Genomic DNA, 14,559 nt, shown 5'->3' on the forward strand with positions numbered 1-14,559 from the left:
CATCAAATTTATCAAAAAGCTGTTAAAAAGAAACAGGGCTCATGTAGCGCCTGTTGCTTCAGCTTATATAATCCCAAGGAATAAACATTCCATATCTAAAGCGGACATTAGTAGCAATGCGCTCAAAGTACTGAACCGCCTAATTGGTGCTGGCTTTCAGGCATATATAGTTGGAGGAAGCGTCAGAGATTTATTAGTGCATAAAGCGCCTAAAGACTTTGATGTTGCAACTGACGCCACCCCGAATCAAGTCAAAAACTTGTTCAGAAATGGACGCATTATTGGTCGACGATTTAAACTGGTACATATACTTTTTCACCGAGAAATTATTGAAGTTGCTACATTCCGAGGACACGTGGCTGTTGATGAGAGTCAACAAACAAATGAACGCGGCATGCTGGTTCGTGATAATGCCTATGGCTCACTTGATGAAGATGCCTGGAGGCGCGATTTTACAATTAATTCGCTGTATTACAATATTAATGACTCTACCATCATTGATTTTACTGGTGGCGTAAAAGACGTTGAAGAGAAGCTTATTCGGATGATTGGTGACCCAGTCAAGCGTTACCAAGAAGATCCCGTGAGAATGTTACGCGCAATTCGATTTAGTGCAAAATTAAATTTTAAGCTTGCACCAGAAACAGAAGCCCCTTTTCCTGAAATTAGCCATCTTATCACTCATGTTTCCAATTCACGTTTGTTCGATGAAATAACCAAATTATACCAATGTGGGAATGCGGAAATGGTTCAAAAATTGCTTATGCAATATGGTTTATTTCAATATTTATGCCCACAAACCAATGCCTTATTAAACAGTACCTATCCAGTAAACGCATTATTAGCCATAGCACTAGAAAATACTGATACGCGTATACGTGAAGACAAACCAGTCACCCCAGCGTTTTTATTTGCAGTTCTTTTATGGTTCCCTATGATTGAATGTGCAAAGGAGTTACAACAAACTGGAATTGATCCATTGCCATCTATAGAAAAGGCGATGTCACTTGTCATTGCTGAACAAAACAAAATCATTTCTATTCCTAAACGCTATACGCAGATTATTCGTGAAATTTGGCTATTACAATATCGTTTTTCAAAAAGATTAGGTGGAAGAGCCTTTAATCTCTTACAACATCCACGCTTTAGAGCAGCATATGACTTTATGGCATTGCGTGCCCTTGCAAGTGATGAATCCATGGAGTTAGCACAATGGTGGACTGCTTTCCAGGATGCTGATGAAGCAGAGCAAGCTGATATGATTACACAATTGACACCTGATGCTCCAAAACGTAAACGTCGTCGCAAGCCTAAAAGTAAAAAAACAAGTGATGCACAATGAATGTTTGTTATTTAGGCTTGGGCTCAAATCAGCAAGTGCCCGAACGCCAACTCCGAAGAGCAATTAAATCAATAAAAAACTTACGTCATACAGTCGTTACTAAAGTGTCCTCATTTTATTGGACTAAAGCGTGGGGACTACACGGTCAACAAGATTTTTGTAATGCAGTGATTGCACTCTCTACGCTCTTATCCCCTTTACAGCTACTGGATGCATGTCAAAAAATTGAAAAAAAACAGGGACGAATTCGAAAAAAACGCTGGGGCCCTAGAATTATTGATATTGATCTTCTGTTTTATGAAAATCGAGTTATTCAATCGAAGAAACTCATAGTGCCCCATCCACATATAGAGTCTCGAGATTTTGTTTTGAATCCACTCGTAGAAATAAACCCTGACTACAAAAAAGCAAAGCATCACGTAGATGCTGTAGTAGTGTAATGTTGCAATCTGGGTACAAGGTTCGAAATATGAATACAACCTCTTAATCCCTGCTTACCGCTTAAGTCTTCGAGACTAGGTTTATTGAGCTATTTTTATCAATGAATTACCTAAAACATACAATCCCAAGCTCCAACAGAATTATTTTATATTTTGTGATGTGAAATAGGTACTTATATCAAAGAATCTACTATTATTTACAATAACAAACTCAATTGTGAGGCTACTATGTATAATAATATTTTATTTGCTACGGATTTGCTCAAAGAACATAATCATCTCACAGAAAAAGCCATCTCCATTGCACAACAATTTCATGCTAAATTATTTTTACTACATGTCATAGAACTTCCCGCGAGTTTTCAGCTTGCACAAGGTTTAGGATTTACTGAAATAGCAAATCCGGCCAAAGATGATGCACAAACCGTTTTAGCCTTGTTGGGTGATAACTTTAATATCCCACAAGAGCAACAATTTGTTGAAGTAGGCTCAGTTAAAGAACATATTTTTACTAAAGTCAAAGAGTTAAATTGTCAGCTTATTATCATTGGTAGCCACTCATCCGTTGGCTTGCATACATTTTTAGGAAGTACGGCGCATGCTACGGTTAATCATGCCCCATGTGATGTTTTAACGTTACGACTATAATAAGCCGAAACGTAGGCTGGGCTGATAAGTCCAGCATGTAATTAAGCTAATATATTCTTAACAAACACTGTAACTGAACATACGGTGCAGGGCTTCATGATAAACATTTTGGAGAGTACGAATTAATTCAGCAGATGCTGGCTTAACAGCCCAGCCTACACTTTATACGAAAAAAAATTACTATTTTTTACTTCGTACTTTCTTTTTAACATGCTTCATTAATCTTCTTTTCTTATTCACTTGTCGCTGTGATAACTTAACTTTTTTATCTGCAAAAGGATTTGTACCGCCTTTAAACTCCAGTTTTAAAGGAGTACCAACCAATCCCAAATGCTTAATAAATTCATTACTAAGATAACGCCTATAGCTATCCGGTAAATCAGCCAATTGATTTCCATGAATTACAATCACGGGAGGATTGTGACCACCAATATGAGCATACCTCAATTTTATCCTGCGTCCGTTCACGCACGGAGGGGTATGTTTCGTGCTAATATCTTGAAGTAAACGCGTTAATCTCGGGGTTGAAAAAGATTGGGTAGCTGAAGCATACGCCTCATTAATGTCTTTAAATAAACTGCCTACCCCACTACCATGTAGCGCGGATATAAAACGAATTTTTGCAAAATTTGCAAAATGTAATCTACGGGATAATTCACTTTTTACTTTTTCTTTATGCTCTTCATCCTTGCCGTCCCATTTATTCACTGCAATAACTAAAGCTTTGCCTGATTCAATAATAAAACCAAGCAAATTCATATCTTGATCAGTAATTCCTTCATCCGCATCAAGAAGTTGTAAACAGACATTAGATTCTTCAATAGCCTGTAATGTCTTAATTACAGAAAATTTTTCTATCTTTTCACCAATCCGAGATTTTCTTCGCACACCGGCTGTATCTATCAGAATATATTTCTGCTCATCTCGAACAAACGGAATCGCGATACTGTCTCTAGTCGTACCAGGCATATCATATACAACGACCCTTTCTTCGCCTAAGATTCGGTTAATTAAAGTTGATTTTCCAACATTAGGACGACCAGCAAAGGCAATTTTAATCGCATTGTCTTCTTCGACTTCATCAACATGAGGCACAAATGGTGATAAAATCTCATCAAGCAACGTTCTAATACCAGTACCATGCGATGAAGAAATGGAATGAATATCAACAATACCTAAAGCATGGAAATCAGCACAAGCCACATCATCATCAAGTTCTTCTGTTTTATTAACAACAAGATGTACTTTTTTACTTAATTTGCGCAAATTATTGGCAATTTTCTCATCGATTCCAGTTAGTCCAGAACGGCCATCAACTATGAAAAGAACTATATCCGCTTCATTCAGTGCTATTTCTGATTGTTTAGACATTAAATTATCAACAGCCACATCATCGACACCGATACCTCCAGTATCAACAACGATATACTGTTTATCATTATGCTGAGCTTGGCCATACTGTCTATCTCGAGTTAAGCCAGGGAAATCAGCAACAAGAGCATCTTGTGTCTTGGTAAGTCTATTGAATAAAGTAGACTTACCCACATTAGGACGTCCAACAAGTGCAATCACAGGGATCATTTATTAACTCACAGATAATTGATTAAGCATTCCATTGTCTGTTAATACATATAACTTTCTTCCTACTACACTTGGAGAAATACTAACGCCACCTGAAACTTTTGAACGAGCTATAATTTCGCCTGTTTGAGCATCAACAAAATGTAGATAACCGGTTTTATCACCTACAACCAAATCATTTTTTATCAGTGCCGGTTCAGTTAATCCTCTTGCTTTCAAACCAGTTTGCTTCCAATTAACCTGGCCATTGCGCTTATCAATAGACCATAAAACATCATGGCTATCAGTTATATACAAAGTATTACCGCTTAATACCATATTTTTATAAACAGAGCCTGGTTTTCTCCAAATGAATTGTCCATCTGCTAAAGAAAGAGCACCAATATATCCTTGATAACTTGCAAGATAAACCACATTATTCTCTACAATTGGATCAGCATCGATATCAACTAATCGCTCTACATCACTGGATCCGGACGCATATGCGATGCTTCGCTGCCACATTACACGTCCCGTTTCTCGATCCAATGCATCCAATTTGCCATCTGAAAAACCGATCAATATCAAATGTCCCAAAGCAACAGGCGATGAACTTGCTTTCAGAACTAAACTAGGTGAACCATGCTCTGCCATCCATAGCTGTTTGCCATCTGCTGCATTAAATGCATAAACCCTACCATCGATTGTCTTTACGATTACTTTTTTAGCCATAATAGTTGGTGGCGACAAAATTTCTCCAGTAACCTTTTTTTGCCACAATTTTTTACCATTACTTTGATTCAGCACAACTAATGAAGAATTATTAGTGCCGACAGCAACATACCCACTAGCTACAGCCGGACCGCTAACTAAACCATGCTTTACTTCTGTAGTCCATTTCGCTTCACCATTGTGTTTATTAATTGCTTGGACCAAACCACTGGCATCAGCAGTATAAATAACCCCACGCTGAACCACAGGCTTCAATCTTAAATATTCTTTATTTTTAGAAGACTTGCCTGCAGCAGCGGTCCAGTTTTGTTCCACTTTAATTTTGTCTTTAACCTGCTTAAGCTCTTTAGGTTTTGGGGTGTTATCTTTACCTAACATGTAGTCATCAAGCTTTGAACATCCTTGACTCAAGGCACAGAGAATTAAAATAAATAATTTCATTTTCATGAAAGTTAAACCTCAATTTTTGCTATACAAATATATCAATAGTTTCATTATGTCTGCATTAGTTTGAAACCTAGGAAAGCCTTAAGGTACAGGCTCTATACGGCTCCCAGGCTTATATTAAAATAGTTATGCAGACGCTACTTTTTTATTCTCAGAAATCATCGAATGCGATTTGCTTGCTATTGCATTAGTTTTCATTTCTAAAAATAAATTTCCCATACCATTATTTTTTACTTCATCTAAAGCTTGTTTGTAGGAGTTCATGGCTTCCTGGTATTGTCCCGTGGCGCCGTAAATGTCGCCTTTCAACTCATTAATGACTGGCAAATAAGTATTATCATGAACACTGCTCAATTCTTTAAGAGCATTTGTGTAAGACTTTTCTGCAGCAAAAATTCGTGCGATGCGAATCTTAGCAATTTGCTTTAAAGTCGACATCTTACTGTCCGTAGCAACAGCTTGCAGCTCCTCTCTAGCTTGCTCTAACTTGTTTTTTGACACGTAAATTTTCGCAAGAGTCATATGCGCTGCATCAGCATAGACGGTACGGTTATGTTCATGAATTAATTCATTCGCATAAGCTCGCACTGCTTTAATATTTTGGTTAGAAAGAGCAACCATCATTTGTTCATAGGCAACGGATGCTTGTTGTGTCAGCTTGTCCTGATGCCAGTTTAAATATCGATATCCAGCAATACCAAAGAGTATAAGCGATAATACTACGGTGACTAGATTACCGTATTGCTTCCACCATTTTTTTATCGATTCTAATTGTTCCTCTTCAGTCATATACACTGACATAATACTCTCCTGCACTCACTCAAAATAATCTTTTAAAACTTGATTAATCATATTTTGATCTACTGTAATTTGTTCCGCTTCATTACGTAAATCCTTAATACTAATTTGCTGATTCGCTAATTCATCTTCGCCCAAAATCAAAGCCAGGCGTGCATCACTTTTATCTGCTTTTTTAAATTGACTTTTAAAACTGCCCCCAGCAGTATTTACGGATACTTCAATTTCCGGATAAGTACTACGTATCATTTCAGAAATTATGAGTCCTCGTACCACCGCCTGCTCATTGACAGCAATAATATATAACGCATTTTTCTTTTTCTCTTTTTTCAAAAGATTCAGCGTTTCCATCAGCAAGTATATTCTCTCTATACCCAATGCAAAACCTACCGCAGGCGTTGGGTTACCACCTAATTGCTCTACCAATATATCATATCGGCCACCAGCGCAAACTGTTGCCTGACTGCCTAATTTATCGGTCACCCATTCAAAAACAGTATGTCCATAATAATCAAGCCCTCTAACCAAAACAGGATTGACTACATAAGGCACCTGTAATGCATCCAGACCATCACAGAAAGACTGAAAATGCTCACGACTTTTTTCATCAAGAACATCAATTAATTTTGGTGCATTAGCTAGTAGCTGCTGCATCTCAGGATTTTTACTGTCCAAAATGCGTAATGGATTGCGAGTTAATCTACGTTTGCTGTCCTCATCCAACTGATTTTCATGATCAGTTAAATACTCTACCAGAATTTCTTTATAACGTTGACGCTCAGCTAACTCACCTAAAGTATTTACTTGTAATTGTACAAAATCCGAAAAGCCTAAGTGATCCCAAAACTTGCGAGACATGGAAATCAACTCTAATTCAGCCATGGCGCCAGGCATTCCAAATACCTCAACACCTAATTGATTGAATTGTCGATATCTTCCTTTTTGGGGTCTTTCATGACGAAACATCTGCCCTATATACCAGAGTTTTTGCTGTTGGTTATGTAAGAGGCCATTTTGTAAACAAGCACGCACACAACCGGCAGTACCTTCTGGTCTTAAAGTAATACTGTCTCCATTTAAGTCATTGAAAGTATACATTTCTTTTTCAACTATATCAGTTACTTCACCTATAGTTCGTTTAAATAGTTGGGTACTTTCAATAAGTGGAAAACGTATTTCCTGATAACCATAACTGGACAGAACGCTTATAAAAACTTGTTCGATAGAACGCCATAATGCCGTCACCTCAGGCAAAACATCATTCATTCCTCGTATTGCTTGAATTCGTTCAGCCACCTATCTTCTCCAGAGGTGACATTTCTTGCTTAGGATTTAATAATGACTGCATTTTTGATATATCAGTGAGCTTTAGCTCTGTTGTTTCCGTTGTTGGTGTTTGATTCAACGATAAATCGGCAGGAGCACTTTTGGCAGGAAATACTTGTTGTGTATCACTGTTTTTTTGCCACCAAATACCTACAGCAACAATCACGCCTAAAGCAAACAAAATAGTAAACCAGCGAATAATATGTTCTGCCTTATGAGATTCACGTTTACTTTGCTGCCATAAAAGCGCGCGATCAGATTTTTTCTCAACGACAAACTGCTCATTAAATATTGCTAAATAAGGTTCAGGCGAAGTACCAAGTAATTTAGCATACGCACGTAAATATCCTTTAACGAAGACAGGCTCTGGCAACAAATGGAACTCATTGTTTTCAATTAGCTCAATAATACGTGCCCGCAAGTGCAATTTATTAGCAACATATTCAATTGTATATCCTTTTTGCTGGCGTATGCTGGCAAGTTGCTCGCCTGGATTTTTATCATGTTCTATTATATTTTCATCCAGTGTGGTTATTGTATTCATTATTTACTCCACTATTATCGATATTGGAATTCAAATTATTTATGCTTTGTTCATATTCTGCAGCTATAGCATGTTGCCCAACTTTATCAGAAGCCTCTTTGGCTAAAGATAATAAAACTCTATCATTCAAAACTAATTCTGGATGCTTCTGTACTAGAGCGTATGCCTCTGAGTCATGGCCAGCTTTAATTTCGATTTTCAGTAATTCATAAAAAGATACCTTTCGAGAAGGGTCTTGGTTTAATGCTTTTGCGAAATAAACCTTAGCCTTATCTTCATTAGGAACTGATAGCGCACAAAGACCTGCATTCTCATAAGCTCCCGCAGTATTTACATACTTTAAATCATTAACCGCTTTTAAAAAGTAAGCCTCGGCTTTTTTATAATCGCCTTGTCGACACAAAAATGCACCATAATTATTGGACTGGGCGCCGCCATTCCCTGCTAATGACAAGGCCTTGACATAATATTTCTCTGCTTGGTCTAATTCTTTTGTCTGCTCAAAATAATAAGCCATTGCCGAATTGACATCAGGGGATCTCGGCTCTTGTTCCAATGCGGTGATAAGCTTTTTTTTCGCTCTTGGTCTATCACCTTGTTTTAAATAACCTAAACCTAACTGAACATTATATGATGCAGCCCTACTGAGATTCGGTTTTTTTAAATTTTGTTTTTCACTTTCTTCATCATGTGCGCATGCCTGCAAAAACAAGCTGGCCACAATAAATAAGAGATAAAACTTTTTTAACACAATATTTCACACTAAGGTTAGAAATGATTGCGCATTATAACCGCTTACAAATAAATTAAAAATGATTTGTCACAAATAATGACTTTATTGTGGCACAAAAGTTTAGGCCAGGCGTAATCATTGCTCTGCTGGATGCTGCTCTTGATTTTTTTTAGGCATAAAATGTAATTTTTGCCACCTCTCAGAGCGGCTTGTTCTGTCCTTAACTTCGCCAGCCAACTGCCCACATGCAGCATCGATGTCATCGCCACGTGTTTTTCGGGTAATTGTGTTAATACCATGGGCAATTAATTTATCTCTAAATGCATCAATTGCTTCCTGAGATGAACGCTGATATTGCGTCATTGGAAAAGGATTAAATGGAATTAAATTGACCTTAGATGGAACATTGCGTAACAACTTTATTAATTGACTTGCATGTTCAGGTTGATCGTTAACGCCTTTGAGCATGACATACTCAAAAGTCACTTTTCTTCGTGGTTCATCTTTAAAATAATCTTTACATAAAGCCATTAACTGAGCCAGAGGATATTTTTTATTTATAGGCACCAGCTCATTTCTTAATTCATCATTGGGAGCATGCAAGGAAACAGCAAGGGCTACAGGACTAACTTCTCTTAAACGTTGCAGATCAGGTAATACCCCTGAGGTACTTAAAGTAACACGACGTTTTGATAATCCATAAGCAAAATCATCCATCATAATGTTCATTGCTGACACAACATTATCGAAATTAAGCAAGGGTTCCCCCATACCCATCATCACCACATTAGTGACTTTTTTGTCATGCGCTCCCTGCTGTTGCGATAGCTCACGGACAGCCAACCACACTTGTCCGATAATTTCACCTGTAGATAAATTACGATTAAAACCTTGCTTTGCAGTAGAACAAAACGAGCAGTTTAACGCACATCCTACTTGGGAAGAAACACAGAGAGTCCCACGATTTGCTTCTGGAATGTATACCGTCTCAATGCAATTACCACAATCAAGCTTTAAAAGCCATTTATGAGTGCCATCATTAGACTTCTGACAAGCAACTATTTCAGGTAACTTAATATTCGATAGTTCAGCCAGCTTTTCTCTTAATGACTTGCTTAAATTAGTCATTTTTGTGAAATCAGATAAACCTGCTTGATGAATCCATTGAATTATTTGTTGCGCACGATAAGATTGTTCGCCCCAACTATCCAATAGCTCACGCATTTGTTGGTAATTGTAATCCAGCAGATTTACTTTTTGTGCAGTCATTTTTGCTCCAAATTTAATGACTCAATGAATAGAGTTGCAGCCTGGGTGCAACGTAGCGGAACTCGGGAGTGGGATATGAAATGACTCATAAACCCCAGATTCCGCTACGCTGCACTCAGCCTACAATACAACACTACTCGTGCCATTAAATATCAAAAACTATTTCTTATCTTTCGCAAACTTCATGAGGTTCAAAGAAGAAAGCAATTTCACGAGCCGCATTTTCAAGACTATCAGAACCATGTACTGCATTCGCATCAATACTATCAGCAAAATCAGCGCGGATAGTTCCTGGAGCAGCTTCTTTAGGGTTTGTTGCACCCATAATGTCTCTGTTTTTCATGACCGCGTTTTCACCGTGTAATACTTGAATCATCACTGGACCAGAAATCATGAACTCAACCAAATCATTAAAGAAAGGGCGTGCACGGTGAATATCATAAAAATTTTCTGCTTGTTCGCGAGAAAGTTGCATCATTTTTGCAGCGATTATGTTTAAACCAGCACTTTCAAAACGAGTATAGATTTGGCCAATAACAGATTTAGCTACTGCATCAGGTTTAATAATTGACAATGTTGTTTCTTTTGCCATCGTGGACTCCATAGGGGTTTAGTTAAAGTGCAATATTATACACGAAATGCCGGCTATATGGCTAATATAAATTCATTTTTATATGAATATGCTCTTGATGGCAAAAGCAAAACTAATGTGCTACAACCTTGTTTTGCTTTTTTATATTGATTATTACTCAATTGCCCCAATACTTTTATCAAAATATAAAGGCTCACGATTAATCTCATCTTGCGCAGGATCAATTTTGTATTCAGGTAAGGATTTCATTAAATCAACAACACGAATAATCGTATCGAAAAATTGATTTCTGTACGCATTGGCTGTCCGATTTAACTCATCCGCTTGGTCCACATATTCCATTACCTGATCATCAAAATCTATGTCCAGTTGCAAAATTTCTGCTAACGCGGCTTGTATTTTTCTTTTTAAGTCTTCTGTCAATGAAATTTTAAGCATTTCATTCATTTTCTCTATAAAAAGAGATTCATTAGCTTGAACTTCTGCCATATTGCAATAAATCAAAGCGTGATTAACTGCCTTTCGTATTTGGCTCTTTTTCACTGAGAGAGCAGCAGTTTTAAATATACTATTAATTGACTTAATTGCTTTTTCCAATTCCGTGTTAAACATTTGAGTAATTTGAATCAAAATACGTTGGCTGGTAGCAATCAAGTAATCATGATTCCCCTGTACCTTTTGAAACTCCTCACCAAGCGCAACTAATTGTTGTCGCTCGTTTTCTATCACTTCACGTGTTGCAGCACCTTGTGCCTCCTCACCTTTGGAGTTTTCACCAGAAAGCAGATAATCAATGTATAATTTTTGCACATAAACATGATAATCGTTTGCTTGCTGTAAGACGATACCATTGAGAACACTTTTTAATGGAACTAGTAATATGCGATGATAAAAACTAAATGGACTTTTAATCGCTGCAACCAATTCTGTTTGCACCAAATTGATTTTGTATCTACCTAATATACGCTCAGCGGTTATTACTCCATAAGTTGAAAACCATTGGCTTAACTCAGTATCAATTTCTTGCTCGTTCATTTTTCATCCAATTTAATTTCTTTAAGGTATATGATATAAGACAGTTTATTTTAATTAAGTATAGTGTGTATCCCGCAGATGTTAAAACGATTAGATAATGATTTACAATTATTAAATAACTTTCTTCAGGTAAAAACACCCCAAGCATGGTTAGATTACGCAGCAAATCATATTCCTTTACTATTAATTGACCATGCCCATTGTGAGCGCAAAGCTGCAGCGACTGCAATTAACTTTATGAGCAAATATCCAGAAAAAAGAGAACTTGTTGACGTAATGTCTCCTTTAGCTCGTGAAGAGTTACTGCATTTTGAAAAAGTCATTCATTTTATGACCCAAAAAGGGATCGAATTTTGTCCGCTACAACCCTCAGGCTATGCGACACAAATGCATAAACTGGTTACGAATAAGGATGTACCTCAGCGTCTAAGTGATCAACTGATCATTGGTGCCATTATTGAAGCCCGTTCCTGTGAGCGTTTTTACGCAATCATTCCTTATCTAGAGGATCAAGATTTAATCAAATTTTACAGAACTTTAATTAAATCCGAGGCGCGTCATTTTGAGAATTATTTGAGACTTGCAAAATTATACGGTGGTGATATAGAACAGCGTTTAAAATTGTTTTTATCTTTAGAAAATGATTTTATTTTAGCAACTGACTCGGTATTTCGCTTTCATAGCGGAATACCGCAGCTTCAATGAGTCATTATGTAGGTGTGGGCGTACTATTTTGCTCTGGCTCTTGTTGCTCACCATATTTCAATTTGGCGTTTGCTTTTAAGAATGAAGAAAAGCTAGTATTAGGATCGTTGTTTAAATCATTAAACACATCTTCATCTAATAATGCACCAGTTGTCTTATTTTTATATGCTACTGGAGTCCCACGAGGAGTCCCTGGAGGATTGAGGATAGGTTCATAACCATTTTCTTCTAACCAAAGGTCAACAAATACCTTAAATGCTTTATTTGCTTCATTTTGTTCTTTTACAAGCCTTCCATCTGCAGTTTTCTTATCACCTAAGGAAGCCCCAGTATCAGCACGAGTTAAGTCAGCGATATGAACTTTTCCATCTTTAAACGTAACCTTATGATCTAAAACAGGGGAAGCAATATCACCGACACCTTTAATAAGCTTATGCATTATCGCTGCTTTAATCGACTGATAGATCCTTTCGTTAGGATGAAATATAGCGCCAATATAAGGAACATTTTTAGTTTTTGTTTTCACATAGTCCACTAGCTCGCCGCCAACTTGATCAACAGATATGTTTATTGCTTTATTAAGCTTTGTTAACATGTTCAGCAAGGACATCATGTTAGAACGCCAATCGTTGAAGGCATTTTGCTCTGAGTTAATCATACTGTCAGCCAATTGATCGACTTCTTGCCAATAAGTTTCTGGCCCGCCCTCTCTTCGATTTTTGAGTTTATGCTTGTTTCTCAAGTCGTCCATAAACTTGGCCCACTTTTGTCGCTGCGCCATTTGCGCAGTCTCAAGACCTGATTGCCAATCTTTATCGCGTTGATCTTTACGGAGTTTCTCCACGCCCTCTACGGAGCTTTTATTCGCTTCATCCCTTCGTTTATCAAATTCAGTCGACATATCAGATCACTCCAAAATCAAGGGCGGGCAAAATAGAACCCTTTTGTATTATGATAACACAACAGCTGGGGTTTGTCATCCCAGTCACTGAGGACATACCGTTTTAATTCTTGCGAATTATTTTGATAAGAAATTATGCCAGGTTTATGGGTATGGCCATGAATTAATTGGGTCACTTGATAATGCAACATGTGCTTAATTACCTCAGTTGCAACCACATCCATTTCATCCAAAGGTTTGTTTTGATTCATCTGGCTACGGTAACGTATTTGCTTCACTAAGCGCTCACGATATTTTCTTGTTAAACTTAAAAATAAGACAGGAAATATTCTGTTTCGAGTTATCAGTCGAAAACGTTGATGCGCCAAGTCTTTAGTACAATATCGATCCCCATGTACTAAGAGTATTTTTTCCTGGCCTAATTGGATTACAGTCGGTTCAGGCAAAATTGTCCATCCAGCTAGTTTTGCAAAAGCTTTCCCCAATAAAAAATCACGGTTTCCATGCATATAAAATATATTAATTCCTTGTTTTTTTAAAGAAAATAGCTGCTGTGCAATACCTCGACTCCATTCATCAGTGGTATCATCTCCCGCCCAAGCATGAAAAAAGTCACCGAGAATATAAACATTTTTAACTGAAATCTTTGCCCATTCAAGAAATTGATTAAAACGTTCCTGAATGGCCTGCTCTTCTGGATGCAAATGAAGATCAGAAATAAAAACAGCTTCTATCATAAAGGCTCAATATGTATGTGATCATCCATTAAATAAATTTGACACGGTCCATTATAAGGTTCAATGGCATCGCTTAAGCGATAATATCCAGCAATTGATACTAACTCAGCCTCAAGTGATTGACAAAAAATTCTCGCCTCTTTATCACCGGAGATCCCCGCTAAAGCTCTGCCTCTTAAAGCACCATAAACATGAATGCAACCATCAGCTAACAATTCAGCACCATGGCTGACTGAAGAGGCAATCACCAGATCGGAACCCTTTGCGACTACTTGCTGTCCTGAACGAACTGGCGTGGTAATTAATTTTGTTATTGTTTTTGTTGATTCATGATGATTATTTTCAATTGGTCGCTCAATAATAGGCTTATCTTGAGTCGACGATGCATGTAAGACTGCTAACCCATGGCATTGAGCTAATGTATTATGTACGACACTTCCTCCTTGAATGGCAACAGGAATCATCCCATGTGTGCGCGCGGTTTGGAGCAAAGACGGTAAATCAAATTCCAATTGTTGTACCGAAGACAAATCAAAAACAACAGGGGTATGTTCAAATAATTTGGGGGCTTTGGCAACAGTGTCAACCAGCTGCTGCGAAAAAATATTAGGGTCTGTATTTAATACATGCAATACAGTAAACGTATAAAGACGGCCCTTCAGTTTAAATGCTTGAGTTTGTGTTGTATGTTCACTCATGAGTATGATATCCATAACGAATATTTTTGTTTATACTAACATGTGAAAACCA

16 protein-coding genes are annotated in these 14,559 nt (G+C 37.5%); 4 read left to right on the plus strand and 12 right to left on the minus strand.

Annotation, left to right across the window (positions count from 1 at the left end):
• Positions 1-19: 19 nt before the first annotated feature.
• The 3 genes from pcnB to BGO44_RS08520 all read left to right on the plus strand — a co-directional run bounded on the left by pcnB (position 20) and on the right by BGO44_RS08520 (position 2,430).
• Positions 20-1,342 carry a polynucleotide adenylyltransferase PcnB gene (pcnB, locus tag BGO44_RS08510; RefSeq protein WP_058510423.1) on the plus strand — a complete coding sequence of 441 codons (1,323 nt, stop codon included), beginning with the start codon at positions 20-22 and terminating at the stop codon, positions 1,340-1,342.
• The gene (gene folK / locus BGO44_RS08515) at positions 1,339-1,782 is read left to right on the plus strand and encodes a 2-amino-4-hydroxy-6-hydroxymethyldihydropteridine diphosphokinase (RefSeq protein ID WP_058510424.1); all 444 of its coding nucleotides are present in this window, start codon (positions 1,339-1,341) and stop codon (positions 1,780-1,782) included. Before pcnB ends, folK begins: the two co-directional genes overlap by 4 nt.
• A 228-nt stretch (positions 1,783-2,010) precedes the next feature.
• Positions 2,011-2,430: a universal stress protein gene (locus BGO44_RS08520; RefSeq protein WP_058510425.1), complete on the plus strand. Its 420-nt coding sequence runs from the start codon at positions 2,011-2,013 to the stop codon at positions 2,428-2,430.
• Between the two features lie 180 nt (positions 2,431-2,610).
• Here the strand turns inward: BGO44_RS08520 and der are convergent, their stop codons facing one another.
• The 9 genes from der to BGO44_RS08565 form a co-directional block, all read right to left on the minus strand.
• Complete coding sequence (gene der, locus BGO44_RS08525; protein WP_058510426.1) at positions 2,611-4,011, minus strand: ribosome biogenesis GTPase Der; 1,401 nt, start codon at positions 4,009-4,011, stop codon at positions 2,611-2,613.
• 3 nt (positions 4,012-4,014) lie between these two features.
• Positions 4,015-5,169 (minus strand): outer membrane protein assembly factor BamB, encoded by a 1,155-nt coding sequence (gene bamB / locus BGO44_RS08530; protein WP_058510427.1) that lies wholly within the window; start codon positions 5,167-5,169, stop codon positions 4,015-4,017.
• A gap of 126 nt (positions 5,170-5,295) precedes the next feature.
• Positions 5,296-5,970, minus strand: coding sequence for a YfgM family protein (locus BGO44_RS08535; RefSeq protein WP_058510428.1), 675 nt, complete (start codon positions 5,968-5,970; stop codon positions 5,296-5,298).
• Between the two features lie 15 nt (positions 5,971-5,985).
• The gene (gene hisS / locus BGO44_RS08540; protein WP_416338556.1) at positions 5,986-7,233 is read right to left on the minus strand and encodes a histidine--tRNA ligase; all 1,248 of its coding nucleotides are present in this window, start codon (positions 7,231-7,233) and stop codon (positions 5,986-5,988) included.
• A 22-nt stretch (positions 7,234-7,255) separates the two neighbouring features.
• Positions 7,256-7,837: a helix-turn-helix domain-containing protein gene (locus BGO44_RS08545; RefSeq protein WP_058510430.1), complete on the minus strand. Its 582-nt coding sequence runs from the start codon at positions 7,835-7,837 to the stop codon at positions 7,256-7,258.
• Positions 7,812-8,588 carry a type IV pilus biogenesis/stability protein PilW gene (pilW, locus tag BGO44_RS08550; protein WP_058510431.1) on the minus strand — a complete coding sequence of 259 codons (777 nt, stop codon included), beginning with the start codon at positions 8,586-8,588 and terminating at the stop codon, positions 7,812-7,814. The genes BGO44_RS08545 and pilW overlap by 26 nt, the downstream gene beginning before the upstream one ends.
• Positions 8,589-8,705: 117 nt before the next feature.
• Positions 8,706-9,839, minus strand: coding sequence for a dual-specificity RNA methyltransferase RlmN (gene rlmN / locus BGO44_RS08555; RefSeq protein WP_058510432.1), 1,134 nt, complete (start codon positions 9,837-9,839; stop codon positions 8,706-8,708).
• 166 nt (positions 9,840-10,005) lie between these two features.
• On the minus strand, positions 10,006-10,431 hold the full coding sequence (ndk, locus tag BGO44_RS08560; protein WP_058510433.1) for a nucleoside-diphosphate kinase: 426 nt from the start codon (positions 10,429-10,431) through the stop codon (positions 10,006-10,008).
• Between the two features lie 153 nt (positions 10,432-10,584).
• Positions 10,585-11,466 carry a hypothetical protein gene (locus BGO44_RS08565; RefSeq protein ID WP_058510434.1) on the minus strand — a complete coding sequence of 294 codons (882 nt, stop codon included), beginning with the start codon at positions 11,464-11,466 and terminating at the stop codon, positions 10,585-10,587.
• Between the two features lie 78 nt (positions 11,467-11,544).
• Here BGO44_RS08565 and BGO44_RS08570 point away from each other — a divergent pair, with 78 nt between their 5' ends.
• Positions 11,545-12,171 (plus strand): MiaE family protein, encoded by a 627-nt coding sequence (locus BGO44_RS08570; RefSeq protein ID WP_058510435.1) that lies wholly within the window; start codon positions 11,545-11,547, stop codon positions 12,169-12,171.
• Positions 12,172-12,175: 4 nt separating this feature from the next.
• Here the strand turns inward: BGO44_RS08570 and BGO44_RS08575 are convergent, their stop codons facing one another.
• The 3 genes from BGO44_RS08575 to minC are packed head-to-tail and all read right to left on the minus strand — an operon-like array spanning position 12,176 to position 14,507.
• Positions 12,176-13,072, minus strand: coding sequence for a hypothetical protein (locus BGO44_RS08575; RefSeq protein WP_058510436.1), 897 nt, complete (start codon positions 13,070-13,072; stop codon positions 12,176-12,178).
• A 17-nt stretch (positions 13,073-13,089) separates the two neighbouring features.
• On the minus strand, positions 13,090-13,809 hold the full coding sequence (locus BGO44_RS08580; protein WP_058510437.1) for a UDP-2,3-diacylglucosamine diphosphatase: 720 nt from the start codon (positions 13,807-13,809) through the stop codon (positions 13,090-13,092).
• Positions 13,806-14,507, minus strand: a complete 702-nt coding sequence (gene minC, locus BGO44_RS08585) for a septum site-determining protein MinC (protein ID WP_058510438.1) — start codon at positions 14,505-14,507, stop codon at positions 13,806-13,808. Before minC ends, BGO44_RS08580 begins: the two co-directional genes overlap by 4 nt.
• Positions 14,508-14,559: the final 52 nt, after the last annotated feature.

It is taken from the genome of Legionella sp. 39-23 (assembly GCF_001897665.1).
GTDB classification, from domain to species: domain Bacteria; phylum Pseudomonadota; class Gammaproteobacteria; order Legionellales; family Legionellaceae; genus Legionella; species Legionella steelei.

Coding starts and splice junctions, on each gene's coding strand:
- folK (WP_058510424.1), top strand. CDS start 1,339: ATGAATGTTTGTTATTTAGGCTTGGGCTCAAATCAGCAAGTGCCCGAA.
- BGO44_RS08520 (WP_058510425.1), top strand. CDS start 2,011: ATGTATAATAATATTTTATTTGCTACGGATTTGCTCAAAGAACATAAT.
- der (WP_058510426.1), bottom strand. CDS start 4,011: ATGATCCCTGTGATTGCACTTGTTGGACGTCCTAATGTGGGTAAGTCT.
- bamB (WP_058510427.1), bottom strand. CDS start 5,169: ATGAAAATGAAATTATTTATTTTAATTCTCTGTGCCTTGAGTCAAGGA.
- BGO44_RS08535 (WP_058510428.1), bottom strand. CDS start 5,970: ATGTCAGTGTATATGACTGAAGAGGAACAATTAGAATCGATAAAAAAA.
- hisS (WP_416338556.1), bottom strand. CDS start 7,233: ATGAATGATGTTTTGCCTGAGGTGACGGCATTATGGCGTTCTATCGAA.
- BGO44_RS08545 (WP_058510430.1), bottom strand. CDS start 7,837: ATGAATACAATAACCACACTGGATGAAAATATAATAGAACATGATAAA.
- rlmN (WP_058510432.1), bottom strand. CDS start 9,839: ATGACTGCACAAAAAGTAAATCTGCTGGATTACAATTACCAACAAATG.
- ndk (WP_058510433.1), bottom strand. CDS start 10,431: ATGGCAAAAGAAACAACATTGTCAATTATTAAACCTGATGCAGTAGCT.
- BGO44_RS08565 (WP_058510434.1), bottom strand. CDS start 11,466: ATGAACGAGCAAGAAATTGATACTGAGTTAAGCCAATGGTTTTCAACT.
- BGO44_RS08570 (WP_058510435.1), top strand. CDS start 11,545: ATGTTAAAACGATTAGATAATGATTTACAATTATTAAATAACTTTCTT.
- BGO44_RS08575 (WP_058510436.1), bottom strand. CDS start 13,072: ATGTCGACTGAATTTGATAAACGAAGGGATGAAGCGAATAAAAGCTCC.
- BGO44_RS08580 (WP_058510437.1), bottom strand. CDS start 13,809: ATGATAGAAGCTGTTTTTATTTCTGATCTTCATTTGCATCCAGAAGAG.
- minC (WP_058510438.1), bottom strand. CDS start 14,507: ATGAGTGAACATACAACACAAACTCAAGCATTTAAACTGAAGGGCCGT.